Source organism: Stappia indica (genome assembly GCF_009789575.1).
Classification (GTDB): Bacteria; Pseudomonadota; Alphaproteobacteria; order Rhizobiales; family Stappiaceae; genus Stappia; species Stappia indica_A.
Genome location: NZ_CP046908.1, coordinates 1398017 through 1424913, shown reverse-complemented (window position 1 = coordinate 1424913; position 26897 = coordinate 1398017). Strand labels below are relative to the sequence as shown.

20 protein-coding genes, 1 other RNA gene and 1 pseudogene are annotated in these 26897 nt (G+C 68.9%); 20 read left to right on the top strand and 2 right to left on the bottom strand.

The window, feature by feature from the left end; genetic code table 11:
* Positions 1-233: 233 nt before the first annotated feature.
* Positions 234-2528, bottom strand: a complete 2295-nt coding sequence (locus tag GH266_RS06755) for a putative bifunctional diguanylate cyclase/phosphodiesterase (RefSeq protein ID WP_209001557.1) — start codon at positions 2526-2528, stop codon at positions 234-236.
* 154 nt (positions 2529-2682) lie between these two features.
* On the opposite strand from GH266_RS06755, the gene GH266_RS06750 reads away from it, so the two are divergent.
* The 5 genes from GH266_RS06750 (at position 2683) to GH266_RS06730 (ending at position 7207) form a co-directional block, all read left to right on the top strand.
* Positions 2683-4089 carry a class II fumarate hydratase gene (locus GH266_RS06750; protein ID WP_199270462.1) on the top strand — a complete coding sequence of 469 codons (1407 nt, stop codon included), beginning with the start codon at positions 2683-2685 and terminating at the stop codon, positions 4087-4089.
* Between the two features lie 168 nt (positions 4090-4257).
* Positions 4258-4959 (top strand): SDR family oxidoreductase, encoded by a 702-nt coding sequence (locus tag GH266_RS06745; protein ID WP_097173643.1) that lies wholly within the window; start codon positions 4258-4260, stop codon positions 4957-4959.
* Positions 4960-4974: 15 nt separating this feature from the next.
* Positions 4975-5673, top strand: coding sequence for a J domain-containing protein (locus GH266_RS06740; protein ID WP_158193215.1), 699 nt, complete (start codon positions 4975-4977; stop codon positions 5671-5673).
* 40 nt (positions 5674-5713) lie between these two features.
* A complete protein-coding gene (locus tag GH266_RS06735; protein ID WP_158193214.1) occupies positions 5714-6469 on the top strand; it encodes a peptidoglycan recognition protein family protein in 756 nt (251 codons plus the stop codon).
* Between the two features lie 237 nt (positions 6470-6706).
* Positions 6707-7207, top strand: coding sequence for a lytic transglycosylase domain-containing protein (locus GH266_RS06730; RefSeq protein WP_158193213.1), 501 nt, complete (start codon positions 6707-6709; stop codon positions 7205-7207).
* On the opposite strand, the gene GH266_RS06725 is transcribed toward GH266_RS06730, so the two are convergent.
* A complete protein-coding gene (locus tag GH266_RS06725) occupies positions 7182-7949 on the bottom strand; it encodes a pyridoxamine 5'-phosphate oxidase family protein (RefSeq protein WP_158193212.1) in 768 nt (255 codons plus the stop codon). The genes GH266_RS06730 and GH266_RS06725 overlap by 26 nt on opposite strands.
* A gap of 170 nt (positions 7950-8119) precedes the next feature.
* Between GH266_RS06725 and pdxR the strand changes: the two genes are divergently transcribed.
* From pdxR to GH266_RS06655, 15 genes and pseudogenes are all read left to right on the top strand, one after another.
* Positions 8120-9610, top strand: coding sequence for a MocR-like pyridoxine biosynthesis transcription factor PdxR (gene pdxR / locus GH266_RS06720; RefSeq protein WP_158193211.1), 1491 nt, complete (start codon positions 8120-8122; stop codon positions 9608-9610).
* Positions 9611-9642: 32 nt separating this feature from the next.
* Positions 9643-10040: RNase P RNA component class A (gene rnpB / locus GH266_RS06715), an RNA gene on the top strand.
* Positions 10041-11293: 1253 nt separating this feature from the next.
* Complete coding sequence (gene mraZ, locus GH266_RS06710) at positions 11294-11755, top strand: division/cell wall cluster transcriptional repressor MraZ (protein WP_158193210.1); 462 nt, start codon at positions 11294-11296, stop codon at positions 11753-11755.
* Positions 11752-12771 (top strand): 16S rRNA (cytosine(1402)-N(4))-methyltransferase RsmH, encoded by a 1020-nt coding sequence (gene rsmH / locus GH266_RS06705; RefSeq protein WP_158193209.1) that lies wholly within the window; start codon positions 11752-11754, stop codon positions 12769-12771. Before mraZ ends, rsmH begins: the two co-directional genes overlap by 4 nt.
* Before the next feature lie 4 nt (positions 12772-12775).
* Entirely contained in the window at positions 12776-13132 is a 357-nt protein-coding gene (ftsL, locus tag GH266_RS06700; RefSeq protein ID WP_158193208.1) for a cell division protein FtsL, read from the top strand.
* A gap of 9 nt (positions 13133-13141) precedes the next feature.
* On the top strand, positions 13142-14854 hold the full coding sequence (locus GH266_RS06695) for a peptidoglycan D,D-transpeptidase FtsI family protein (RefSeq protein ID WP_158193207.1): 1713 nt from the start codon (positions 13142-13144) through the stop codon (positions 14852-14854).
* An 82-nt stretch (positions 14855-14936) separates the two neighbouring features.
* Positions 14937-16409, top strand: a pseudogene (locus GH266_RS23460) (UDP-N-acetylmuramoyl-L-alanyl-D-glutamate--2,6-diaminopimelate ligase); the annotation flags it as partial.
* A gap of 363 nt (positions 16410-16772) precedes the next feature.
* The gene (locus GH266_RS23455) at positions 16773-18761 is read left to right on the top strand and encodes a UDP-N-acetylmuramoylalanyl-D-glutamyl-2,6-diaminopimelate--D-alanyl-D-alanine ligase (protein WP_342354298.1); all 1989 of its coding nucleotides are present in this window, start codon (positions 16773-16775) and stop codon (positions 18759-18761) included.
* Positions 18762-18769: 8 nt separating this feature from the next.
* Entirely contained in the window at positions 18770-19855 is a 1086-nt protein-coding gene (gene mraY, locus GH266_RS06685; RefSeq protein WP_158193205.1) for a phospho-N-acetylmuramoyl-pentapeptide-transferase, read from the top strand.
* 4 nt (positions 19856-19859) lie between these two features.
* Complete coding sequence (murD, locus tag GH266_RS06680) at positions 19860-21260, top strand: UDP-N-acetylmuramoyl-L-alanine--D-glutamate ligase (protein WP_158193204.1); 1401 nt, start codon at positions 19860-19862, stop codon at positions 21258-21260.
* On the top strand, positions 21260-22417 hold the full coding sequence (gene ftsW, locus GH266_RS06675; RefSeq protein ID WP_158193203.1) for a putative lipid II flippase FtsW: 1158 nt from the start codon (positions 21260-21262) through the stop codon (positions 22415-22417). The genes murD and ftsW overlap by 1 nt, the downstream gene beginning before the upstream one ends.
* An 11-nt stretch (positions 22418-22428) precedes the next feature.
* A complete protein-coding gene (murG, locus tag GH266_RS06670; protein ID WP_158193202.1) occupies positions 22429-23574 on the top strand; it encodes an undecaprenyldiphospho-muramoylpentapeptide beta-N-acetylglucosaminyltransferase in 1146 nt (381 codons plus the stop codon).
* The gene (gene murC / locus GH266_RS06665) at positions 23571-24992 is read left to right on the top strand and encodes a UDP-N-acetylmuramate--L-alanine ligase (protein ID WP_158193201.1); all 1422 of its coding nucleotides are present in this window, start codon (positions 23571-23573) and stop codon (positions 24990-24992) included. The genes murG and murC overlap by 4 nt, the downstream gene beginning before the upstream one ends.
* Positions 24989-25972 carry a UDP-N-acetylmuramate dehydrogenase gene (murB, locus tag GH266_RS06660; RefSeq protein ID WP_158193200.1) on the top strand — a complete coding sequence of 328 codons (984 nt, stop codon included), beginning with the start codon at positions 24989-24991 and terminating at the stop codon, positions 25970-25972. The genes murC and murB overlap by 4 nt, the downstream gene beginning before the upstream one ends.
* Entirely contained in the window at positions 25965-26894 is a 930-nt protein-coding gene (locus GH266_RS06655) for a D-alanine--D-alanine ligase (RefSeq protein WP_158193199.1), read from the top strand. The genes murB and GH266_RS06655 overlap by 8 nt, the downstream gene beginning before the upstream one ends.
* Positions 26895-26897 lie beyond the last annotated feature (3 nt).

Below are 26897 nucleotides of genomic sequence, written 5' to 3'. Positions count from 1 at the left end.
CCGATCGGATACAAGGAGCAAGGCCGCAGGAAACCATCAGGTTTTCAAGGGTTTGCGACGCTGTTGCCAGCGGGTTCCGGCATACCCGAAGGGCGTCGTTCGAGCTTCGATCTGCGGCGTCGGATCGCTCGGCCGGGGGGCCTGCCCCGGCCATCGCGCTCCTCCTGGCATATCATTGCCCGAACGGACGCCGTTTCCGGCACAATTATGAGTTCACGACCTAGCAGCCGGCCTCAGACCGCGCCGACGGCGCGGTGCCGATCCCCGGCGGCCCGGCTCTGGCCTTCTTCCGGCGCTGCTTCCGCTTCGGTCGGCGCAGCGGTGTCGACCGCATCCGCGTCCATGGCGAAGGCGTCGATATCCGCATCGCCGAGGCGCGGGCCGTCGGCCGCTCCGGCCGTCTCGAACGGGAGTTGCGGCAGGTCCGGCTCGCCGGCGGCCAGCAGCAACTGCTCGCGCCGCGCCTGCTGGGCGAGAACGACGGTATCGCTGGCGGACTGGTCGGACAGGTCCATCGGCTTGCCGAAGAGGAAGCCCTGCACCTTGTCGCAGCCGGCAATGCGCAGCAGCGCGACCTGGGTCTCGTCCTCCACCCCTTCCGCCGTGATCGTGACCTCGAGCGAGCGCCCCAGGCCGACGATGGAGGCAATGATCGCATCGGTCGTCGGGTTCTTGCCGACGGTGGCGACGAAGGAGCGGTCGATCTTGATCGTGTCGAAGGGGAAGCGCGACAGGTAGCTGAGGCTCGAATAGCCGGTGCCGAAATCGTCCATCGCCACGGACACGCCCATCTGGCGGATCTGCGTCAGCGTCTTCACGACGGCATCGGTCTCGGAGATCAGCAGGCTCTCGGTGATCTCCACCTCCAGCCGCTCCGGTGCCAGGCCGCTGGCCTTGAGCGCATGGGCAACGCGCTCCTCCGTGCGGCCGGGGCGGAACTGGGCCGGTGACAGGTTGACGGCGACGGTGAGCGAGGTGTCGCGCCAGCGCGCGGCCTCGCGGCAGGCATGCAGCAGCACCCAGGCGCCGATGTCCTCGATGAGGCCGGCATCCTCGGCAATGGGAATGAAGACGGTCGGCGAGATGGTGCCGCGCTCGGGATGCTCCCAGCGCAGCAGGGCCTCGTAGCCGGTCAGCTTGAGATCGCGCAGGGAGAACTGCGGCTGGTAGAGCAGGCGGAACTCGTCCTGGGCCAGCGCCTTGCGCAGGTCGCTCTCCAGAAGTTTGCGCTTCTGCGCCTCCGCGTCCATGTCCGGCGTGTACCAGATATAGGTGGAGCGGCCCGAATGCTTGGCCCGGTAGAGCGCAAGGTCGGCGCAATGCAGCAGGCGCGAGGCGCGCCAGGCGGCCTCCGAGGCCTGGGCGACGCCAATGGACAGCGAGATCGGGATCTCCTTGCCGTCGATACGGGTGGGGACGCGGGTGGCGGCGATCATCGAGGAGGCGAGGCGGGTCACCGCCTTGCGGTCGAGGTCGCGGGCGATCAGCACGGCGAACTCGTCGCCGGACAGGCGGGCGACCAGATGGTTGCCGAAGACGGTGCTCAGCCGGTCGGCGATCACCTGCAGGAAGAGATCGCCCGCAGCGTGGCCGTAGGTGTCGTTGATGGCCTTGAACTTGTCGACGTCGATCAGCATGACCGAGATGTTGGCGGCCCGGGCGCTGGCCAGCCGCAGGGCCTCGTTCAGCTTGGTGGAGAAGACCGTGCGGTTGGGCAGGCCGGTCAGCGCGTCGTGATGGGCGAGGAACTGGATCGTCTTGCTGGCCTTCAGCCGGTCGCGGAAGCGCATCCACACGAACAGCGCGGCAAGTCCGACGGCCGCGAAGATCATCGCCATCAGGATGCCGATGCCGATATGCACCACCTCGGTGAGGAACAGGCCGGTCGTCGCCTGGTCGTAGACCACGATGATGGCGCCTTCGACCGTGTCGCCGTTGCGGATCGGCACGGCGAGCAGGGTGGAGTCCGATCGCGTGCCGAACAAGGTGGAGGGAACGTCGACGGGGCGCGGCGTTCCTTCGGCAAGGTCGCGCAGCAGGGCGTCGATGCGCGGGGCGAGGCGGTCGAGCACCTGCCGGTCGACGCGCGGCAGCACGGAGGCCTGCGACAGCGACACCGTGCCGGGAGCGAAGCGGAGGACGGCGACGGTGCTGGCAAGGTCGCTGCCGTCGAGCTCTTCCACGAATTCGGCGATGGACGCCTCGCGGTCGATCTTCGCCGGATTGGCGGCTGGACTGGCGATTGGGCGGGCCGGTGCGGGCGCTGCGGCGTTGCGGGTTCCGTCGACGCCGTCGATGGAGCGACGCAGGCTGTCGTCGGCGAAGGCGGCGATCTCCTCGTCGGAGACCTTGTCGTTCTTCAGGAGATGGTGGTTCAGGTCGCGGTCGATCCGCCGCGCCGTTTCCTGGGCATCGCGGGTGTAAATCGCGTTGGAAAAGAATACATTCGCCACCTGGATCGTGCCGGCGAAACCTGCAACGATCGTGATGCCCACAAAGATGCCCAGCAACGTCTTTAGGTTGCGCAACCTGACCTGTCCCCCGGCGACGCAACGCCGCCGCCTTCATCCATGAAACTGTCTTGGGGACGGAGCATGACATCGCAAGGTTTCCAGACATTGAATCATGCGTCCGCATCCTGCCTGCCGGCGGAATGTGACGCAGCGTAAGACGGAGCAGACCATGACCGCAGACAACAGGCGTACCGAGACCGACTCGATGGGGGCGGTGGAGGTGCCGGCGGACCGCTACTGGGGCGCCCAGACCGAGCGCGCGCGCCACCATTTCGCCATCGGGCGCGACCCGTTCCCGCTGGAGATCATCCATGCGCTGGCCGAGATCAAGCGCGCGGCCGCGCTGGCCAATGCGCAGATCGGCGTGCTGGACCAGAGGCGCGCCGACCTGATCGTCGAGGCCGCCGAGGAGGTGACCGGCCGGCGGCACGACGGCGAGTTCCCCTTGCATGTGTGGATGACCGGCTCGGGCACCCAGGCCAACATGAACGTCAACGAGGTGATCGCCAACCGGGCCATCGAGCTGGCCGGCGGTCGGATCGGCTCCAAGGACCCGGTGCATCCCAACGACCATGTCAACCGCTCGCAGTCGTCGAACGACGTGGTGCCGACGGCGCTCAACGTGGCGGCGGCGCTGATGATCGCCAACCGGGTGCGGCCGGCGTTAAAGGTGCTGCGCGACGCGCTGGCCGAAAAGGCCCATGCCTGGCAGGACCTGGTGAAGATCGGCCGCACGCACATGCAGGATGCGGTGCCGATGACGCTCGGCCAGGAGTTCGCCGGTTATGTCGGCATGCTGGACGACAACGACGAGCGGCTGGCCTTCGCGCTGAAGGGGCTGATGAAGCTGGCCATCGGCGGCACCGCCGTCGGCACCGGGCTGAACGCGCCGGAGGGCTTCGACGGCAAGGTGACGGCGGAGCTGTCGCGCCGCTGCGGCCTGCCCTTCGAGGCGGCGGCGAACAAGTTCACGGTGATGGGCGCGCATGACGCGATGGTGGCGGCCTCGTCCATGCTGAAGGTGCTGGCGGTGTCGCTGCACAAGATCGCCAACGACATCCGCCTGCTGTCCTGCGGGCCGCGCGCCGGCTTTGCCGAGCTGCGGCTGCCGGAGAACGAGCCGGGTTCCTCGATCATGCCGGGCAAGGTCAACCCCACCCAGTGCGAGGCGCTGGCGATGCTGAGCGTGCAGGTGATCGGCCTCGACGTCGCCAGCAGCTTTGCCGGTGCGGGCGGGTTGCTGGAGATGAACGTCTACAAGCCGATGCTGGGCGCCAACGTGGTGGAGAGCTGCCGCATGCTGGCCGATGGCATGGAGCATTTCGCGCGCTTCGCCGTTGCGGGCATGGAGGCGGACGAGGCGCGGCTGGCCGAGACGGTGAACCGCTCCTTGATGCTGGTCACCGCCCTGACGCCGGAGATCGGCTACGACAAGGCAGCGGCAATCGCCCATCACGCCCATCACGAGGGAACGACCCTGCGCGAAGCGGCGCTGGCGCTGGGCCATATCGACGCGGCGACGTTCGACCGGATCGTCGATGCCGCATCGATGACCGGGCCGATGCCGAAGATCTGACGCCGTTTCCTGCCCCGGCGCCGTTCGGCGCGCCGGGGCGGGTCTCGCGAGGGCAGGCGACAGCCCCGTGTGGCGAGGCCGGTCGTCTGTGCTAAAACGCTGGAAAGAGTCGGTGTTCGTTCGCGAATGCCGTACCGCAGGCGTCATGGGGAACAGGTCGGGGACAGCATGAAGGATCGGGTCGTACTTCTGACCGCCGCGGGCAGCGGCATGGGCGCGGCGGTTGCGCGCAAGCTGGCGGACGAGGGCGCGCGCGTCGCCATCCTGTCGTCCAGCGGCAAGGGCGCGGCGCTGGCGCAGGAGCTGGGCGGGCTCGGCCATACCGGGTCGAACCTGGAGCCGAAGGATCTTGCCTCGTTCGTGGAGGCGGCGATGGCGCATTTCGGGCGGATCGACGCGGTGGTCAACAGCGCCGGCCACGGACCGAAGGGCGAGGTGCTGGCGATCAGCGACGAGGACTGGCACCTGGGCATGGACTACTACCTGCTCAACGTGGTGCGGATGTGCCGGCTGGTGACGCCGCAGTTCCAGGCGCAGGGAAGCGGCGCCATCGTCAACATCTCCACCTATGCGGCCTTCGAACCGGAGGCGGCGTTCCCGACCTCGGGCGTGTTCCGCGCCGGGCTTGCCGCCTTCACCAAGCTCTATTGCGACCGCTATGCGGGCGATGGCATCCGCATGAACAACGTGCTTCCGGGCTTCATCGACAGCCTGCCGGAGAAGGAGGACCGCCGCGCGCGCATCCCGATGGGCCGCTACGGCACGGTGGAAGAAGTGGCGGACACCGTCGCCTTCCTGCTGTCGGACGGGGCTGGCTACATCACCGGGCAGAACCTGCGCGTCGATGGCGGCATCACGCGGTCTGTCTGAGGCGGCATTCGCGACATGAACATCTGGTCTGCGATCAGTGCGGTGGCGGCGGCAATCGGCGCGGGCGGTGCCCAGATCGTCGACCGCATCGTGCAATTCATCGTCTCCTCCGGCGACGGGCGGGGCGACCGTGCGGTCGTCTTCACCGTCGCCATGATCGCGCTCTCGGCCAAGATGGCCAAGGCGGACGGCGTGGTGACCGGCGACGAGGAGATCGCCTTTCTCGACGTCTTCGACATCCCGGCCGGCGAGGAGCGCAACGTCGCGCGGCTGTTCAACCTGGCCAAGCAGGACGTCGCCGGCTTCGAGACCTATGCGGAGCGGCTGGCGGCGCTGTTTCCCGACGATCCGGAAATCCGCGTGGACATTCTCGACGCGCTGTTCCACATCGCCAAGGCGGACGGCATCGTGCACGAATACGAGCTGGCCTACCTGGAGCGCATCGCCGAGATCTTCGGGCTGGACGAGCGGGCCTTCAACCAGATCCTCGCCCGGCATGTGCGCAGCGAGGAGGACCCCTACCGGGTGCTGGGCATCGCCGGCAGCGTGCCGGACGAGGAGATCAAGCGGCACTACCGCAAGCTGGTGTCGGAAACCCATCCGGACCGGCTGATCGCCCGCGGCGTGCCGGAGGAATTCGTGCGCATCGCCAACGACCGGCTGGCGGCGCTGAACGTCGCCTATGCCAAGATCGCGGCGGAGCGGGGGATGTGACCGGCGCAGGCGCCGGGCGAAAGATGATGGAAAGACCCCGATGGGCGTGAAGACGGATACCGGACTGCCGGCGCGGCTGCGGCCTTCGCCGAACCACAACGAACGGGCTGGTCCGGTCAGCCTGCTGCTGCTGCACTATACCGGCATGACCAGCGGCGAGGAGGCCTTGCTGCGGCTGTGCGACCCGCGCGCCGAGGTGTCGGCGCATTACGTGATCGACGAGGACGGGATGATCCTGCAGCTGGTGCCGGAGAGCCGGCGTGCCTGGCATGCGGGGCGCTCCTACTGGAAGGGCGAGCGGGACGTCAATTCGCGCTCCATCGGCATCGAGATCGTCAATCCGGGCCACGAGAACGGCTACCGTCCCTTTCCGGAGGCGCAGGTGCAGTCCGTGATCGAGCTGGCCCGCGACATCTGCACCCGGCACGGCATCGCGCCGCAGGACGTGCTCGGCCATTCGGACGTGGCGCCGGAGCGCAAGGAAGATCCGGGCGAGCTGTTTCCCTGGGACAGGCTGGCGCTGGCGGGGGTCGGCCTGTGGGTCGATCCGGAGCCGGTGTCGGGCGGGCGCTTCTTCCAGCAGGGCGACGGCGGCCAGCCGGTCGAGGCGCTGCAATCGATGCTGGCGCTCTACGGTTTCGAGATGCCGATCACCGGGGTCTTCGACGAGCGGACGCGGGCGGCGGTCGCCGCCTTCCAGCGCCACCACAGGCGCGAACGGGTCGACGGCATCGCCGACATGTCGACCATCGCCACGCTGCACCGGCTCTTGCAAAAGGTTCCACAGCTCGGCTGACGTTGGGTTCCGCCCCGATTGCTGCATCGCAACATCTGCAAATCGCTGCCATCTCCCGGCCATGTTTGCCGGGATGATGGCCTTGCTTTCGTCAATGACGAGGATTTCTGCACATTTTAGCCGTATTTTATCGATGTTTTTGTAATATTTCGTGATCGTGCGTGCCGGATTTCGGTCGTACCGTCCCGCCATACAGCCGGCCTCTCAACAACGACAAACAATTTGAAGGTCGGGCACATGATCAACTTCAAGGCGCCGCGTCTCATCGGTGCGCTCCTCCTGGCACTTGCCGCAGGGGCATGCCAAACGGCGACGGTCTCCACCACGACGGTCGATCCGAAGATCCTCGAGGCCGGGGCACGCGCCGAGAAATACAGTGCGATGATTGCTGCCGAGGCACGCAAGCACGGCGTGCCGGTGGAACTCGCCCAGGCCGTCGTGCGGGTGGAAAGCAACTACAATCCGCGGGCTCGCGGCCGGGCCGGCGAGATCGGCCTGATGCAGATCAAGCCGCAGACGGCGCGGGGCGTCGGCTTCCGCGGCAGCGCCAAGGCGCTCTACGATCCCAAGACCAACATCACCTATGGCATGAAGTACCTGGCGGGCGCCCACAAGCGCGCCGGCGGCGACTTGTGCGGCACGATCCTGCGCTACAATGCCGGCCACTTCGCCAAGCGCATGAACCCGGTGAGCCGTCGCTACTGCAGCAAGGTCAAGCTGCTCCTCGCCCGCGGCTGAGGCCCGGTGAGGAGGCGGGCGCGGCGGGAGCTTCCGCCGCCCCAGGGCCGCGCAACGAGCGCGGAAGCGGCACGTCGGGAGCGAGCCTTTCGTCGGGCGTGACGGCAGTGACGGTCTCGGCCAGCTCGACGACGCCGGCCCATACGGGCAGGGCATAATCCGCCTCGTCGTCGACCGGCGGCCCCTCGCGCCGCTTCATGGTGATGTGCTCGACCTCGATGGCGAGCACCCCGGTGGCGGCGAGCTCCTTGTCGGTCATCGGCCGCACCTCGTCCCAGCGGCCCGGCAGCAACCGGTCGGTGAGGGCGACGAGCGCGGCTTCGCGCTCCCGGTCGCCTACGACATGGCGGACCGCGCCGTGCACCACCACCGAGCGGTAGTTCATCGAGTGGTGGAAGGCGGAGCGGGCGACGACGATGCCGTCGAGCAGCGTCACGGTGAGGCAGACCGGCGCGCGGTCCTGCATCCCCTTGACGATGCGCGTCGCCTTGGCGCCGTGGATGTAGAGCGTGCGCTCGATGCGGGCGTGCAGCATCGGGATGACCATCGGCCGGCCCTCGTCGACAAAGCCGACATGGGCGATACGGGCAAGATCCAGCACCTCGAAGGCTGCAGCCGGGTCCGCGACCTCGCGCTTGGCGACCCGGACCTTCGCATGACGGGGCAGGGAGGCGCGGCGGGCGCGCCGGGTAGCCGGGTCCGAGGACGGGGCGGCGGTCTGGTCGATCTTTGTGTCGCTCATCGGTGGCAAGTCTCTTGCGTTGGGGCGCCTTTGGCTTACGGCACCTTTGCTGCGCGGTGCCTTTGCTTCGCGGCGCCTTTGCTGCGCGGTGCCTTTGCGTTGCTGCGAGGAATGTGCCATCAAACTGGTTCCAGTGAAGATCCGCTTTCGGGATTTGTGGGGATCCAGTCATGCTTGCCGGCCTCATCTCCATCGACCGTTCCTCGGCCGTGCCGCTGCCCGAACAGGTCTATCGCGCCGTGCGCGAGGCCATCGGTGCGGGGCGGCTCGACGCGGGCGCGCGGCTGCCCTCCAGCCGGTCGCTGGCGGCCGCGCTCGGCATCTCGCGCAATTCGGTGAATGCGGCCTATGAGCTGCTGGCGGCGGAGGGCATCGTCACGGTGCGCGGCGGCTCGGCGCCCAGGATCGCCAGCATTGCCCTGTGGGGCGAGGGCGAGGCGCCGGCAATCGCGGCAAGGGCGGTGGCGCTGTCGGCGCGCGGACGGGCGATGAGCAACGATCCCTGGTCCGGAACCGGGCGCCGGCGCGGGGGCAAGCTGGAGCCGGGCACGCCGAGCCTCGACCGGTTTCCGGCCGACGAATGGGCGCGGACGCTGCGCCGCGCGGCCCGCCGCCTGCGCGGCGACGTGCTGAGCTACGGCGAGACGCGCGGCCTGCCCGAGCTGCGCCGCGAGCTTGCCGCCTATCTGGCGGCCGAGCGCGGCGTCAGGGCGACGGCGGAGCGCATTATCGTCACCCCGTCGACCCAGGCGAGCCTCAACCTGCTGGCCAACAGCCTTGCCGATCCAGGCGAAGCGGCGTGGCTGGAGGATCCCGGCTACCTGGGGGCCCGCGCGGCCTTCACCGCCGCAGGCCTCGACATCGTGCCGATGCCGGTGGACGGGGAGGGAGCGGACCCGCGCCGCGTCGCCGACCGGCGGCCGCCGCGGCTGATCTATGTCACCCCCTCGCACCAGTATCCCTATGGCACGCGCATGTCGCTGGCGCGCCGCGCGATGGTGCTGGATGCGGCGCGGGCCTGCGGCGGCGTGGTGCTGGAGGACGACTACGACAGCGAGTTCCTGTTTTCCGGTCGGCCGCTCGCGGCGATGCAGGGGCTCGGCGCGGAGGGCGAGGTGATCTATCTCGGCACCTTCTCCAAGAGCATGCTGCCGGGCCTCAGGGTCGCCTACATGGTGGTGCCGGAGCATCTGGCCGCTCCCCTTGCGGTGGCGCAGCGGGTGTCGGGCATGCTGGCCAATGTGACGACGCAGGCAGCGCTCGCCGATTTCATCGCCTCGGGCCGCTACCGGGCGCATCTGCGGCGGGTGCAGGAAACCTGCGAGGCGCGGGGGCGGGGGCTTGCTCGCGCCCTGCGCCAGCGGCTCGGCGCGGCGGCCGAGGTGCCGGACCCGGTCGGCGGGGTGCAGCTGGCGCTCACGTTTACCGGCGCGGTCGACGATCTTGCGGTGGCGGCACAGGTCAACGCGGCCGGCTTCAGCGTCGCCGCTCTGTCGCCCTACGGCATTGCCTGCAGCCCCTCCGGTCTCGTCGTCGGGTTTGCCGGGGCGCAGGAGGGCGAGGCGGAGGCCTGTGCCGAGGCGGTAGCGGGGGCAGTGGCGGGGGCAGTAGCGGGGGTGGGGGCGGGCGCGCTGGCCGGCCCGGTGAAGCGTCGCGCTTGACCGCGGGGCCTGCGACGCATACCAGTCGCGCGTCAGCCGGCTGGACGGCCGCTCCTGCAAGTGCGGAAACGCCGCAGGGGAGGAAAGTCCGGGCTCCACGGAAAAACGGTGCCGGGTAACGCCCGGCGGGGGCGACCCCAGGGAAAGTGCCACAGAAAGCAAACCGCCGCGGCTGCGGCCGCGGTAAGGGTGAAAGGGTGGGGTAAGAGCCCACCGCGCGACCGGCAACGGAAGCGGCACGGTAAACCCCACCGGGAGCAAAACCGAATAGGGGCGGCGCGGATTCCGCGAGGAATCCGGCCCTTTTCCAGGCCAGCCGCCCGGGTTGGTTGCGCGAGGCGCCCGGCAACGGGCGTCCCAGATGAATGGCCGTCACGTGCGGCAGCAATGTCGCGCCATACAGAACCCGGCTTACAGGCCGGCTGACACTTTTCCCCTTTCTGTCCTGACGACGAACATGGCGATGCCGGCGGGTGCTCCGGCACGGTCCGCAGGCGCCGTGGCTCTCCGATCCCGGGTCGCGGCTGCGCCTTGCCCGGGAGGACGCGGGGAGAGGTTCGGGTGTTGTCACCACCACTCTGGCAACCAATAGGCCCCGGCTCTCCGGCTTCGCCTGCGGCCGGGGTGACGGCAGAGGGGATGCGAGGTCGTGCCTCCTCCTCGGAGGTCACCACCAAAGCAAACAAACAATCCTGGCCAAGCGAAACGCGGGCCGGGACCGGGGAGGCACAGCGGTGGTGGCGTGCGTTCCGGGGCGTATCCGACAGGCCCCCGGCTCTCCGATCCCGCATCTCCGCTGCGCTGCGTGCGGGATGACGCAAGGAGAGGGCGGCGGGCCCCCGCAACCGCTCTGGCAACCAATAGGCCCCGGCTCTCCGGCTTCGCCTGCGGCCGGGGTGACGGCAGAGGGGATGCGAGGTCGTGCCTCCTCCTCGGAGGTCATCCCGGCCGCGCGCGAGCGCAGAGCCGGGACCCCTTGGCACCCTCGGCAGGCATGAGACGGGCGCGCATCGCCATCTCTACGGCTGTCACGCCTGCGCAGCCAGGCGTCCAGTATCCGCCGGAGCGGATGGGTGCGCGAGAGCGGCCGCCTCCGGCCTTCCGGCGGCAGCGCAACCGCTTCGGTCGCGACCTTCCGTGGTTACTGGTTCCCGGTCTTCGGCTGCGCCGAAACCGGGACGACAGCCGAAGAGTGAGCTTCTCGTCGGCGTGGCTGTCCGCCGTTCCGCACGCTCCTGCCTTTCAGCTCGTCATTCCGGCCAAGCGAAACGCGGGCCGGGACCGGCGCGGCGGACAAGCTGCGCCTGTGGGCAAGTTGCTGGAACCATTGCGCTTAGGCCGCGGCGGCGGCGCGAAAGACCCCGAATCCACGGCGTTGCAGGATGCAAGCGGCCGGCAACTCAAAATTAAGCTTAACGGTGGATAACTGATCCCCGGTGTTTCGCCGCACCGGCCGGGAGGGGGCAGAAACCATTGGATTCCGTTGACGCCCAGAAGGTCCCATGCTATCCCAGATCATCCCGTTTCGACAGGCTGCAACGGGGCTCAAGCGGCTCACAATTCGACAGTGCGGGCCGACATGCGGTCGGGCCGTCGGCGTTGCATTACGCATCGGCGTTTCCAGGGATCGGGAGTTAGGCGGTGGCCGGATGCGACGCATCCGGCGATGGGGCGAGAGAATCGATGTCCGGCTTCGTGTCGCACTACACAAATCGACTCGACGCCAAGGGGCGGGTTTCCGTACCCGCTTCCTTTCGCCAGGCCCTGACGCGCGACGGTTTCGAAGGTCTCTACTGCTTCCCTTCCCTGCACCAGATGGCGGTGGATGCGGGCGGTCATCAGCTCGTGGCGGAGATCGCCAAGCGGCTGGAGGGGCTCGACACCCTGACTGCGGACCACGACGCCCTGTCCACGGCGCTCTACGGCGCCAGCGAAACCCTGAAGATCGATGGAGACGGCCGCGTGATGCTTTCCGACATGATCCGCGAACACGCGGGAGTGACGGACCAGGTCACCTTCGTCGGCCAGGGCTACAAGTTCCAGATCTGGGAACCCGAGCGCTTCCGTGCCCACCGCGCGGACGCGATGAAGCGCGCCATGTCGGTGCTGTCCTCTCCCCGTGCGGGTGCGGGAGGCGGCCAATGACGGCGCAGGCAAAGGACGAGGCGGCGCCCCGCCATGTTCCGGTTCTCCTGAAAGAGGTGATGGAGGCGCTCGGCGACGTGTCGGGCGCCACTGTCGTCGATGGCACGTTCGGTGCCGGCGGCTACACCAGGGCGCTGCTCGATGCGGGCGCGCAGGTGATCGCCATCGACCGGGATCCCAATGCGATCGCCGGCGGGCAGGAAATGGTCGCCAAAAGCGGCGGCCGCCTGATGCTCGTCGAGGGCCGGTTTTCCGCGCTCGATGCCCATGCGGCGGCCTGCGGCCATCCGCAGGTCGATGCGGTGGTGCTGGATCTCGGCGTCTCCTCCATGCAGCTCGACGAAGCCGAGCGGGGCTTTTCCTTCCGGTTCGACGGGCCGCTCGACATGCGCATGGAAGTGCGCGGGCTGTCGGCGGCGGACGTCGTCAACACCATGCCCCAGCGCGAGCTGACCCGGCTGATCGGCATTCTCGGCGAGGAGCGTCGCGCTTCCGCCGTGTCGCGGGCCATCGCCGAGCGGCGCAAGGAGCGGGCGTTCGAGCGCACCGCGGATCTTGCCGCCGTGATCGAGAAGGTGGTCGGGCGCTCGTTCAAGGGCAAGCAGATCCATCCGGCGACGCGCACCTTCCAGGCGCTGCGCATCTATGTGAACCGCGAGCTCGACGAGGTGGTCGATGCGCTGGCTGCGGCCGAGCGCGCGCTGAAGCCGGGCGGGCGGCTCGTCGTCGTCACCTTCCACAGCCTGGAAGACCGGATCGTCAAGAAATTCGTCGCCGAGCGCAGCCGTACCCGCGCCGGCGGTTCCCGTCACATGCCGGATCTCGAGGTGCCGCCGGCGACCTTCGAACCTCTCCATCGCGGTGCGGTGGATCCGGGCGAGGACGAGGTTGCCGCCAATCCGCGCGCGCGCTCCGCGAAGCTGCGCGCCGCCCGCCGTCTCGATGCCCCGGCACGCGAAGTCGACCCCCGCGAACTCGGCGCCCCGTCGGTCGCCGCGCCGGCCGGGGAGGAGTAAGCCCATGAGCCGCTACACCAACATCATCCTCGCCATCGGCGTCCTGGCCGCTGCCGCCGCCGTCTACGACATGAAGCACGACGCGGAACGCTCGGCCGAGCATGTCGCGGCGCTGCAGAGGCAGATCGAGGACGAACGGGCGCAGCTGCAGATGCTGCGCGCCGAATGGAGCCTGCTCAACGACCCGAGCCGCCTGCAGCGGCTGGTCGACCGCTACAACGACCACCTCCAGCTGCAGCCGCTCTCGGTCGAGCAGATCACCCGGATCGAGGATGTGCCGATCAAACCGGTGCAGCTCGAGCCGATCGACAGCAACCTGACGCTCGGCGGCTTCGCCGGCGCGTCGCCGACGGTCCGATAGGGGGCGACAATGGCGGTTACGGATCAGCCCGTTTCCTTCCTGCAGCGCCGCACGGTCGGCGAGCGGCATGTGCCGCGCGGTCCCTCGACGCGCGCCGTGCGGGCGCGGGTGCACATGGCGATGGCGGTGTTCGCGGTGGTCTACATGGCCATCGGCGGCCGGCTGATCATGCTGGGCATGAGCGAGGAGTCCAAGTCCGCCTCCTATATCTCGGCCCAGGACAGCGTCGCCGCCTCGCGCCCCGACCTTTTGGACCGCAACGGCCAGATCCTGGCGACCGACATCAAGACCGCCTCGCTGTTCGCCGAGCCGCGCAAGATCCTCGACGTCGATGAGGCGCTGGAGGGCATTGCCAGCGTGCTGCCGGAGCTGGGCACCGATGCGGTGCGCCGGCGGCTGGCGAGCAATGCCGGCTTCATCTGGCTGAAGCGCGAGCTGACCCCGCGCCAGCGCCAGCAGATCCACGATCTCGGCATTCCGGGCATCGGGTTCCTGGAAGAGAACAGCCGCTTCTATCCGGGCGGGCCGACGGCCGGCCATATCGTCGGCTCGGTCAATGTCGACAACCAGGGCATTTCCGGCATGGAGCTGGCGGTCGACCGGGCCTGGCTCGGCGACCTGCGCGAGCTGGGCTTTGCCAGCGACCGCTCGATGGAGCCGGTGCAGCTGTCGGTCGACCTGCGGGTGCAGCATGTGGTGCGCGACGAGTTGGTGAAGGCGCTGGAGCGCTACCGGGCCATCGCCGGCATCGGCGTCGTTCTCGACGCGGAGACCGGCGAGGTCGTCGCCATGTCCTCGCTCCCCGACTTCGATCCCAACGACCGGGCCCAGGCGCTGGAAAAGGACCGCATGAACCGCGCGTCCGGCGGCGTCTACGAGATGGGCTCGGTGTTCAAGGGCTTCACCGTCGCCATGGCGCTGGACAGCGGCAAGGTGACGATGAACGACAGTTTCGACGCCACGCGGCCGATGCGCGTCGGCGGGCGGACGATCAGCGACTTCCACGGCAAGGGACGCATGCTGTCGGTCGCCGAGACCTTCATCTATTCGTCGAATATCGGCACGGCCAAGATGATGCTGTCGGTCGGCGTCGACGAGCAGAAGGCCTTCATGGAGCGGCTCGGCCTGACCTCGCGGCTGCAGACGGACCTGCCGGAAGTGGCAACGCCCCTGCTGCCGCCGCGCTGGAACGAGCTGGCGGCGATCACGATCTCCTTCGGCCACGGCATCTCGGTGACGCCGCTGCAGACGGCGGTGGCGACGGCGGCCCTGATGAATGGCGGCCGCCTGATCCCGCCGACCTTCGTGCCGCGCACCCGCGAGGAGGCGGACAAGCTGGCCAAGCAGGTGGTCAGCCCGCAGACCAGCGAGATGATGCGCTACCTGTTCCGCCTCAACGTGCTGTCGGGCTCCGGCCGGCGCGCGGAAGTGCCGGGCTACATGGTCGGCGGCAAGACCGGAACGGCGGAAAAGATCGAGAACGGCCGCTACGTATCCAACAAGCGCCGCAATTCTTTCCTTTCTGCCTTCCCGATGGACAAGCCGCGCTACGTGGTCCTGGTCGTGCTCGACGAGCCGAAGTCCGAGCGCGAGGGCATCGGCGCGACCGCGGGCCTGAACACCGCGCCGGTCACCTCGGCGATCATCCGACGGGTTGCCCCGATGCTCGGAGTTTTGCCGAAGTTCGGAGACAAGACGGAGACGGTATCGATTTCCTACTGACCGGATCGCCAAGGGGGCGGGGTCGCACCAAAGCTCCCCTTACGGTCCTGACGACGACGCACAACGGATATTGGCGCAGGACATGCTGCTGAAGGACCTCACCGGCGAACAGGTGCTCGCCGCGCCCGAGTTCGAAACCGAAATCGCCGGATTGTCCGCAGACAGCCGAACGGTTTCCAGGGGATTTGTGTTCGCCGCGCTGAAAGGCGCGAAGGCGGACGGCACCCGTTTCATCACGGCCGCACGCGATGCCGGCGCCGGCGCCCTGCTGGTGGGCAGCGACACGCCGCTTGCGGCGCTCGGCCCCGATGAGGGCTGCTGCCCCGTCATCGTCAGCGACGATCCGCGCCGCACGCTGGCGCTGATGGCCGCCCGCTTCTACGAGCGCCAGCCCGAGACGCTGGTTGCGGTGACCGGCACCAGCGGCAAGACCTCCGTCGCCGTCTTCGTCCGCCAGATCTTCGCCCATGCGGGCTTCGAGGCGGCGAGCCTCGGCACCATCGGCACGGTGACCAGCCGCGGCGCCCAGTATGGCAGCCTGACGACGCCGGACCCGGTGTCGCTGCACCAGACGCTGGCGCGGCTCGCCGACGACGGCATCACCCATGCAGCGCTCGAGGCCTCCAGCCACGGGCTCGACCAGCGCCGGCTCGACGGGCTGCGCCTGACGGCTGCGGCCTTCACCAATCTGGGGCGCGATCACCTCGACTACCATGCCGATGTCGAGGACTATCTCGCGGCCAAGATGCGGCTGTTCGATACGCTGCTGGAGGGCGACCAGCCGGTGGTGCTGGAGCCGTCGGCGCCCTATGCCGGGCGCGTCCTGGCACTGGCGCATGAGCTCGGCCGCAGCGTCTTCACCGTCGGCGAGGGTGGCGACGACCTGAAGCTGCTCGACATCCGCCACGACGGGTTCGCGCAGGTCCTGTCGATCGAGACGATCGAGGGCTTCTTCGAGGTGCGCCTGCCGCTGGCCGGGCGGTTCCAGGTGTCGAACGCGCTGGTCGCGGCGGGCCTTGCGATCTGCTGCGGCGTGCCGACCAGCGTGGCGCTGTCGGCGCTGGAAGATCTGCAGGGCGCGCCGGGCCGGCTGGAACTGATCGGCGAGACCGACGACGGGGCGCTGGTCTTCGTCGACTATGCCCACAAGCCCGACGCGCTGGACACGGCGCTGGCGGCGCTGCGCCCCTTCACCAAGGGGCGGCTGATTGTGGTGTTCGGCGCGGGCGGCGACCGCGATCCGGGCAAGCGGCCCTTGATGGGCCAGGCGGCGGCCCGGCAGGCCGACATCGTCATCGTCACCGACGACAATCCGCGCAGCGAAGACCCTGCCGCGATCCGCGCCGAGGTGATGGACGGGGCGCCGGAGGCGCTGGAGATCGGCGACCGGCGCGATGCCATCGAGGCGGCCATCGGCATGCTGCAGCCGGGCGACGTGCTGTGCATCGCCGGCAAGGGGCACGAGCCGGGGCAGATCGTCGGCGACGAGGTGCTGCCCTTCTCCGACCACGAGGTCGCCCGCGAGGCGATTGCGGCCCTGGCCGAAAGCGCGCTGTTCGACGCGGCCGAGGACGGCGGCATCAACCTGGGGCTCGACGGCGCGCGCGATCTCGACGATGCGCTGGAGCAGGCGCTCGCCGAGAGCTTTGACCTGAGCGAGGAGATCGCCGGAGAGACAGCTGAGCAGACGGGCGAGGAGGACGGGCTCCACCTGGAACTGTCCGAGGACGATCTGCTCGACGAACTGTTCGAGGAAGAGGACGACCGGGACGCCGACGAGGCGCAGGACTTCGCGCTTTCCGAGGAGGCTGCGGAAGACGAGCTGCTGGCCGAAGACCTCGCCGAAGAGGATCTGGTCGATGAGGACGAGGTGCTCGAAGAGGGCCCGAGCGAAGAGGAGCCCGCCGAAGACGAGCTGATGGCCGAGATGCCGCAGGCTGAAGATGCGCCTGCGGACGAGGACGATCTGCTGGCCGAGGACGGGTCGGAGAGCAGAGGCTTTCCGGAAATCCGGCTGACCGAGGAAGATCTTCTGGCGGACGAGCTCTTGCCGGCCGATGCGGAAGAGGGCGAGGGCGAGCAGGAGAACGGCGCTGAGCCCTTCGACGCGGAGAGCGAGACCGATGAGCCGGCTTCCGAGACGGAGTTCGTTCTCGAGCTTGACGCCGACGAACTCCTCGAGGGTGCCGACGAGGCCGAAGAGGATCTTTCGGCGGACGAGGCTCCGGTCGACGAGATCGCCCAGGACGAGCCGGGCGCCGAACCGCTAGACGAGCCCGCGACCGAGGACGAGATCTTCGCTGCTGCGGACGAGCCCGAGCTCGAGGCGGACATCGCGCCGGAGCCCGAGGTCGCGCCCAGGCCTGTTGCGGCCAGCGTGCATCCGGCCTTCGTCGCGCCGGCGGTCCCGTCGTTCACGGCGCCCGCTGCCCAGGTCGTGAAGCCGGCGCCGGTCGTCGGCGAGCCGATCGCGGCCGAGCCCGACCGGCCCCTGTGGTATCTGGACGAGATGGTCGAGGCGACGGGCGGCGAGCTGCGCGGTTCCGACATACCCCATGTCACCGGCGTTTCCATCGACAGCCGCAGCATTGCCGCGGGAGAGGCCTTCGTCGCCATCGCCGGAGAGCGGTTCGACGGGCACGACTTCGCGGCCAAGGCCTGCGAGGCCGGGGCCGCGCTCGCCATCGTCGCCCGCGAGCGGGTCGGCGCGCTGCCGCCGCAGGGGCGCTATCTGGTGGTGGAGGACCCGCTGGAGGCGCTGCGCGATCTCGGCCGGGCCTCGCGCGCCCGCAGCCGTGCCCGCATCGTCGCGGTGACCGGCTCGGTCGGCAAGACCAGCACCAAGGACATGCTGAAGCTGGCGCTGTCGCCGTCCGGGCGCACCCATGCGCCGGTCGCCTCCTTCAACAACCACTGGGGTGTGCCGCTGACCCTGGCGCGCATGCCGGCGGACACCGAATACGGTGTCTTCGAGATCGGCATGAACCATCCCGGCGAGATCACGCCGCTGGTGCAGATGGTCCGCCCGCATGTGGCGGCGATCACCACGGTGGAGGCGGTGCATCTGGAGTTCTTCGGCTCGGTCGAGCGTATCGCCCAGGCCAAGGGCGAGATCTTCCTCGGGCTGGAGCCGGGCGGACTGGCGCTGCTCAACCGCGACAACAACCAGTTCGACCTTCTGACCTATCTGGCAAAGGCCGCCGGCGTGCGCCGCATCGCCACGTTCGGGCGGCAGGGCCCGGCGGACGTGCAGGCCGAGCGCGTTGCGGCGCAGACGGGCTGCAGCTCGATCTCCGGTCACGTCTTCGACCAGCAGATCACCTACAAGGTCGGCGCGCCGGGCGTGCACCTGGTCACCAACAGCCTTGCCGTGCTGGGGGCGGTGGCGGAACTCGGCGGCGATCTCGCCCGGGCCGGCATGGCGCTGGCCGCTTTCCGCGCGCCGAAGGGACGCGGCGAGCAGGCGGCGCTGAAGCTGCCGAACGGCCGCGCGACGCTGATCGACGAGAGCTACAACGCCAATCCCGCCTCGATGCGCGCGGCGCTGAACCTCCTGAAGGAAACCCCCATCGAGCGGAACGGCCGCCGCATCGCGGTGATCGGCGACATGCTGGAGCTGGGCGAGGCCGAGTTGCAGCTGCATGAGGCGCTCAACCGGCCTGTTGCCGAATCCGGTGCGGATCTCGTCTACTGCGTGGGTCCGCGCATGCATGCGCTGTGGGAGCTGCTGCCGAAGCACCAGCGCGGCGCCTATTCCGAAGAGGCGGCGGGCCTGAAGCCGCTGCTCGTCGAGGATATTCGCCCGGGCGATGTCATCATGATCAAGGGCTCGCTCGGCACCCGCATGGGGCCGCTGGTCGAGGCCCTCAAACGCGATTTCCCCGTCGACGACGACGGGGCCGAATAGGAACGCCGATGCTTTATTTCCTCGTCGAGTTTGCCGACCAGTTCTCGGCACTGAACGTGTTCCGCTACATCACGTTCCGGACCGGCGGCGCCATCATGACCGCGCTGCTGTTCATCTTCCTGTTCGGCCCGATGATCATCTCCTCGCTGCGCCTGCGGCAGGGCCGCGGCCAGCCGATCCGCGCGGACGGCCCGCAGAGCCACCTGCTGACCAAGAAGGGCACGCCGACGATGGGCGGCCTGATGATCCTGTCGGGCATGATCGTCGCGACGCTGCTCTGGGCGAACCTTGCCAATCCCTACACCTGGATCGTGCTCGGCGTGACGGTGGGCTTCGGCGCCATCGGCTTCTACGACGACTATCTCAAGGTCACCAAGGCCTCGCACAAGGGGTTCAGCGGCCGCAGCCGGCTGGGCCTGGAATTCCTGATCGCCGGGTTTGCCGCCTGGTGCGTGACGCTGCTGGAAGTCGGCGCGCACGGCACCTCCATCGGCTTTCCGTTCTTCAAGGACCTGGCATTCAACCTCGGCATCTTCTTCATTCCCTTCGCCGCCTTCGTGGTGGTGGGGGCGGGCAATGCGGTCAACCTGACCGACGGCCTCGACGGCCTCGCCATCGTGCCGGTGATGATCGCCTCGGCCTCCTTCGGCCTGATCGCCTATCTGTCGGGCAACGCGGTCTTCGCCGACTACCTGCAGATCCACCATGTGCCGGGTACGGGCGAACTGGCCGTGCTGTGCGGCGCGGTGATCGGCGCGGGCCTCGGCTTCCTGTGGTTCAACGCCCCGCCGGCGGCGATCTTCATGGGCGATACCGGCTCGCTGGCGCTCGGCGGCATGATCGGCTCCATCGCGGTGGCGACCAAGCACGAGATCGTGCTGGCGATCATCGGCGGGTTGTTCGTGCTGGAGGCCGTCTCGGTGATCGTGCAGGTCGCCTCGTTCAAGCTCACCGGCAAGCGCGTCTTCAAGATGGCGCCGATCCACCATCACTTCGAGCATCTGGGCTGGACCGAAAGCCAGGTGGTGATCCGCTTCTGGATCATCGCCGTGGTTCTCGCCCTGGTCGGTCTCGCCACGCTGAAGCTGAGGTGAGGGCATGATCGCGGTCAGCGGATTCAAGGGCAAACGCGTTGCGGTCTTCGGTCTTGGCGGATCGGGGCTGGCGACGGCGCGGGCGCTTGCCGCCGGCGGCGCCGTGCCCGTGTGCTTCGACGACGGCAAGGCGGGGCGCGAGGCCGCGCGCAAGGCGGGCCTTATCGTTGCGGACCTGCGCCAGGAGGACTGGTCGCAGTTCGCCGCCCTGGTGCTGGCGCCGGGCGTGCCCCTGACCCATCCGCAGCCGCACTGGAGCGCGGAGCTGGCCCGCGAACACGGCGTCGAAGTGATCGGCGATGTGGAGCTGTTCCTGCGCGAGCGCCGGCGGATCGCGCCCGATGCGCCGCTGGTCGCCATCACCGGCACCAACGGCAAGTCGACGACGACCGCGCTGATCTCCCATGTCCTGACATCCGCCGGGCGCGATGCCCAGATGGGCGGCAATATCGGCGTGCCGATCCTGGAGCTGGCCGAACCGGCACTCTCGCGCATCCACGTGATCGAGTGCTCGTCCTACCAGATCGACCTTGCACCCTCGATCGATCCGTCGGTCGGCATCCTGCTCAACATCACGCCGGACCATCTCGACCGGCACGGCACGCTGGAGCACTACGCCAGCGTCAAGGAACGGCTGATCGCGGGCAGCCGTCTTGCCGTGGTCGGCGTCGACGACGCCCTGAGTGCGGCGGTCGCCGACCGGGCGGAGCGCTCGGGCACGCCCGTGCGGCGCATCAGCGCCCGCCATCCGGTCGCGGACGGCATCCATGCGGAAGCCAGCGTGCTTTGGCTGGACGAGGGCGGCGCGCAGAGCGTGTTCGTCGATCTTGCGCCGATCCTGTCGCTGCGCGGCGCGCACAATGCGCAGAACGCCTGCGCGGCCATCGCCGCATGCCGGGCCCTGGGGCTGTCGACCGACGAGATCCGCGCGGGCCTCGCGAGCTTTCCCGGCCTTGCCCATCGCATGGAGATGGTGGCCCGCGCCGGGCGGGTGCTGTTCGTCAACGACAGCAAGGCGACCAATGCGGATGCGGCCGAGCGGGCGCTCGCCAGCTATTCGCGGATCTACTGGATCGCCGGCGGCCGCGCCAAGGCGGGCGGCATCGAGAGCCTGCGACCATGGTTCGGCCGGATTGCCAAGGCCTATCTGATCGGCGAGGCGGCGGACGACTTTGCCGCAACGCTGGCCGGTCATGTCGAGACGCAGATGTCCGGCACGCTGGAGGCGGCCGTTGCCGCGGCGGCGCACGATGCGGCGCGCGACGGGGCGCAGGAGCCGGTGGTGCTGCTGTCGCCGGCCTGCGCCTCCTTCGACCAGTTTCCCAATTTCGAGGCCCGGGGACGGGCATTTGCCGAGGCCGTGCGCGGGATAGTCCCGCAGCAGGGCGGACAGGAGGTCGCGTAATGGTCAGCCGTGCCGATCGTAGCCCCTTCGCAGAGTGGCTGTGGACCGTCGACCGCTTTCTGGTGGCCGGCTTCATCGTGCTGATGATCGGCGGCATCGTGCTGTCCTTCGCGGCGAGCCCGGCGGTCGCCGAGCGGCTCAACATCGACAGCTACCACTTCATCAAGCGGCAGGCCTTCTTCCTGGTGCCCGCGCTCGGCCTGATGCTGGCAATCTCGGCGCTGAGCCCGCGCTACGTGCGACGGGCGGCGCTGGCGCTGTTCATCATCTCGATGTTGCTGATGGTGGCGACGCTGTTCGTCGGCATGGAGGCCAAGGGCGCGCGGCGCTGGATCAACATGGCCGGCTTCTCGATCCAGCCGTCCGAATTCCTCAAGCCGGCGCTGATCGTGCTCGCCGCCTTCCTGATGGCGGAGGGCGGGCGGCGGCCGGAAGTGCCGGGCACGCTGCTGTCGACGCTGCTCTTCGTGATGTCGGCGGCGCTGCTGGTGGCCCAGCCGGACTTCGGCCAGACCATGCTGATCGCGCTGGTCTTCGCGGCGCTGATCTTCCTCAACGGGTTGTCGTGGCTCGCCATCGTGCCGCTCGGCGTGCTGGGCTTCGGCGGTCTCGTCTCCGCCTACATGATGCTGCCGCACGTGCAGAGCCGCGTCGACCGCTTCCTCGATCCGGGCGCGGGCGACACCTACAATATCGACCGCGCCATCGAGGCCTTCGTGTCGGGCTCCTGGTTCGGCCGGGGACCGGGCGAGGGCACGATCAAGCGGATCCTGCCGGAAAGCCATACGGACTTCATCTTCGCCGTGGCGGCGGAGGAATTCGGCATCATCGTCTGCCTGCTCCTGCTGCTGGTCTTCGCCTTCGTGGTGCTGCGCGGCCTGCGCCATGCGGCGCAGGACAGCGACCCGTTCGGGCGCCTGGCGACGGCCGGCCTGATGGTGCTGTTCGGCATCCAGGCGGCGATCAACATGGCGGTGAATCTCAACCTGATGCCGGCCAAGGGCATGACGCTGCCGTTCATCTCCTATGGCGGCTCGTCGCTGCTGGCGATGGCGATCTCCATGGGCTTCGTGCTGGCGCTGACCCGCCGGCGGCCGCAGGCCTCGCGCTCCGACAGCGTGGTGGTTTCGCGCCTGTCGCCCGCGCATCTGTCGTGAGCGGCGGGTCCATGGCACGCACCATCCTGCTCACGGCCGGCGGCACCGGTGGACACCTGTTTCCCGCGCAGGCGCTGGCGGCCGAACTCGGCCGCCGCGGCCATGTGGTGGAACTGGCGACCGATGCGCGCGTCAGCGACTTCGGCAAGGATTTTCCGGCGCGCGCCGTGCATGTGATCTCCTCGGCGACGCTGTCCGGCAAGTCGCCGGTGGCGCTCGCCCGCACGGCAGTCAAGCTCGGCAAGGGCCTCCTGCAGTCGCGCCGGCTCATCGCCCGCCTGCGCCCGGATGCGGTGGTCGGCTTCGGCGGCTACCCGACCTTTCCGCCGATGTTCGCGGCCTTTCTCGGCCGGGTGCCGAGCGTGCTGCACGAGGCCAATGCGGTGATGGGCCGGGCCAACCGGATGCTGGCCGGCCGGGTAACGGCCGTTGCGACGAGCTTTCCGCTGGTCGACGGCGACGACAGCCAGTTCGCGGCAAAGTCCGTGCGTACGGGCAATCCGGTGCGCGACGCGGTGATCGCCGCGAGCGGGCGCGACTATGAGGCAGCCGGTCCGGGCGACGCCTTCCGCCTGCTGGTGTTCGGCGGCTCGCAGGGCGCGCGCTTCTTCAGCGATGCGATGCCCGGCGCGCTGGAGCGCATGACGGGCGAGGAGCGGGCGCGGCTGGAGCTGGTCCAGCAGTGCCGGCCGGAGGACATGGCGCGCATGCGCGAGGCCTGCGACCGGCTGGGCGTCAGGGCAGAGCTCGCCAGCTTCTTCGCCGACATGCCGGAGCGGATCGCGCGCGCCCATCTGGTGCTGTGCCGCTCCGGCGCCTCGAGCGTCAGCGAGCTGGCGGTGATCGGCCGCCCTTCGGTGCTGGTGCCGCTGCCGCATGCGCTGGACAACGACCAGGGCCGCAACGCCGAAGTGCTGGCGAAGGCCGGCGGGGCCTGGCCGGTGCGGCAGGCGGATCTCGATGCAGAGCGGCTGGCGTCGCTGCTGGGCGAACTGATGGCCGCGCCCGAGCGTCTGGCAGCGGCGGCAACGGCGGCACGCGCCGCAGGACATCCGGACGCGGTCGGCCGTCTCGCCGATCTCGTCGAACACGTCGCAAGCAGAGCGCCGCTCAGTGCCCTTGCGGCCCATCTCGATCAAAGAGGAAGCGCATCATGAAGATGCCCCAGGACCTCGGTCCGGTTCATTTCATCGGCATCGGCGGCATCGGCATGAGCGGCATCGCCGAGGTGCTGCACACGCTCGGCTACACGGTGCAGGGCTCCGACGTTTCCGACAGCGCCAACGTCAAGCGGCTGCGCGACAAGGGCATCGAGGTGAAGGTCGGCCACGATGCCGGCAACCTCGGCGAAGCGCGCGTCGTCGTCGTTTCTTCGGCGATCAAGCGCGACAATCCGGAGCTGGCGGCTGCGCGCGAGCGCTTCCTGCCGGTGGTGCGGCGCGCCGAGATGCTGGCCGAACTGATGCGCTTCAAGCAGGCGATCGCCGTCGGCGGCACCCATGGCAAGACGACGACGACCTCGATCATCGCGGCGGTGCTGGATGCCGGCGGGCTGGACCCGACGGTGATCAACGGCGGCATCATCAACGCCTACGGCACCAATGCGCGCATGGGCCAGGGCGACTGGATGGTGGTGGAGGCGGACGAGTCCGACGGCACCTTCGTCAAGCTGCCGGCCGACATCGCCGTCGTCACCAATATCGATCCGGAGCATCTCGACCATTACGGCGATTTCGACGGGGTGCGCGACGCCTTCCTGCAGTTCGTCGAGAACGTGCCGTTCTACGGCTTCGCCGTGATGTGCCTCGATCATCCGGAAGTGCAGGCGATGGTCGGGCGCATCGAGGATCGCCAGGTCATCACCTACGGCCAGAACCGGCAGGCGGACGTGCGCTTCTTCGACCTGACGACGGAGGGCGCGAATTCGGTCTTCAAGGTGGAGATCCGCGACCGCATCGCCGGCACCACCCAGGTGATCGAGAACATCACGCTGCCGATGCCGGGCCTGCACAACGTCTCCAACGCGACGGCGGCCATCGCGGTCGCCTGGAAGCTCGGCCTCGACGGCGACCAGATCCGCAAGGGGCTGGCGGCGTTCCGCGGCGTGAAGCGGCGCTTCACCCATACCGGCAGCGCCGACGGGATCGAGGTGTTCGACGATTACGGCCATCATCCGGTGGAGATCCGCGCGGTGCTGGCCGCGGCCCGGGCGGTGGCGCCGGGCAAGGTGGTCGCGGTGGTGCAGCCGCACCGTTACAGCCGGCTGGAGAGCCTGTTCGACGATTTCTCCACCTGCTTCAACGATGCCGACCACGTGGTCTGCGCGCCGGTCTATGCGGCCGGCGAGGCCCCGCGCGAGGGCATCACCCATACGGCCCTTGCCGACGGCATCCGCGCCAGCGGCCACCGCAGCGTGCATGCGATCGGCGGCGAGGAAGAGCTGGCGGCGACCGTGGCGCGCATCGCCGAGCCCGGCGACTACGTGGTGTGCCTTGGCGCCGGCAACATCTCGCAATGGGCGCAGGCCCTTCCCGAGAAGCTGATCGCCGCCCGCAAGTCAGGGGGCGGGGCATGAGCTGGCCCGACCTCGTTGCCCGTCACGGTCTCGACCGGATCGGGCTGCGCGGACGGCTGACGCCGAACCAGCCGCTGTCGGCCGTGACCTGGTTCCGCGTCGGCGGACCGGCACAGCTGATGTTCCAGCCGGCCGACACCGACGATCTGGCGCTGTTCCTGAAGGCTCTGCCGCAGGAGATCCCGGTGCTGCCGGTGGGCCTCGGCTCCAATCTCCTGGTGCGCGACGGCGGCATCGAGGGCGTCGTCGTGCGGCTGGCGGCCAAGGGCTTCGGCGCGGTCGAGGTCGAGGAGGACGGGGCGATCCGCGCCGGCGCTGCGGTGCCCGACAAGCGGCTTGCCGAGGCGGCGGCGGAAGCCGGGCAGGGCGGCTTTGCCTTTTACGCCGGCATTCCCGGCGGCATCGGCGGCGCGCTCAGGATGAATGCCGGGGCGCATGGCAGCGAGACGGCCGACGTGATGGTGGAACTGACCGGCGTGACGCGGGCGGGCGAGGTCGTGCGGCTGAGCCGTGACGACATGGCCTACCGCTATCGGCACAGCGAGCAGCCGGGCGACACGATCTTCACGCAGGCGCTGTTCCGCGGCGAGCCGCGCGAGCGCGAGGCGATCCGCCAGGAAATGGCCGAGGTCAACGCCCACCGGGAAGCGGCGCAGCCGATCCGCGAGAAGACCGGCGGCTCGACCTTCAAGAACCCGCCGGGGCACTCGGCGTGGAAGCTCGTCGATGCGGCCGGCTGCCGCGGGCTGCAGATCGGCGGCGCGCGGATGTCCGACATGCATTGCAACTTCATGATCAACACCGGCGAGGCGACCGGCCACGATCTGGAGTTGCTCGGCGAAACCGTGCGCGCACGGGTGCTGGAGACCAGCGGCATCGCGCTGGAATGGGAGATCAAGCGGCTCGGCGTGTGGGCCGGCGGCGAGAGCGTCGAGCCGTTCCTGGGCAAGCGGATCACGGAGGCGGCAAGCGATGGCTGAACGCAAGCATGTCGCGGTTCTGATGGGCGGCTGGTCGTCCGAGCGCTCGGTGAGCCTGAAGTCGGGCGAGGGCTGCGCGGCCGCGCTGGAGCGCGCCGGCTACCGGGTGACGCGGATCGACGTGCAGCGCGACATCGCCGCGGTGCTGGCGGATCTGCGCCCGGACGTTGCCTTCAACGCGCTGCACGGGCCGTTCGGCGAGGACGGCTGCATCCAGGGCGTGCTGGAGATCCTCGGCATCCCCTACACCCATTCGGGGGTCGCGGCCTCGGCGCTGGCCATGGACAAGCAGAAGGCCAAGGCGGTGATGAAGGCGGTCGGCATCCCGGTCGCCGAGCACAAGGTCGTCCACAGGCTGGAGGCGGCTCGCGAACATGTGATGAGCCCGCCCTATGTCGCCAAACCGGTGCGCGAGGGGTCGTCCTACGGCGTGCTGATCGTCAAGGACAACGCCCCGCACCCGCCGCAGGAGCTCTATCGCGACGACTGGCCCTACGGCGATATCGTGATGATCGAGCGCTACGTGCCGGGGCGCGAGCTGACCTGTGCGGTGATGGGGAATGTGGCGCTGGGGGTCACCGAAGTGATGCCGCTGGGACACGGTTTCTACGATTTTGACGCGAAATATGCGCCCGGCGGATCACAACACATCCTGCCGGCGGAAATTTCACCATTTGTTTACCAAGAAGTACAGAAACTTAGCCTACGGGCGCATCAGGCACTCGGTTGCAAGGGCGTGACGCGGGCCGACTTCCGCTTCGACGAACAGCCCGGCGGCGGCGGCGAACTGATCTGTCTTGAAGTGAACACTCAGCCCGGAATGACGGAAACCTCGCTCGTGCCCGAGATCGCGGCACATGCGGGCCACTCTTACGAAGAACTGACCAGCTGGTTGGTGGAGGACGCAAGTTGCGGACGATGAAGG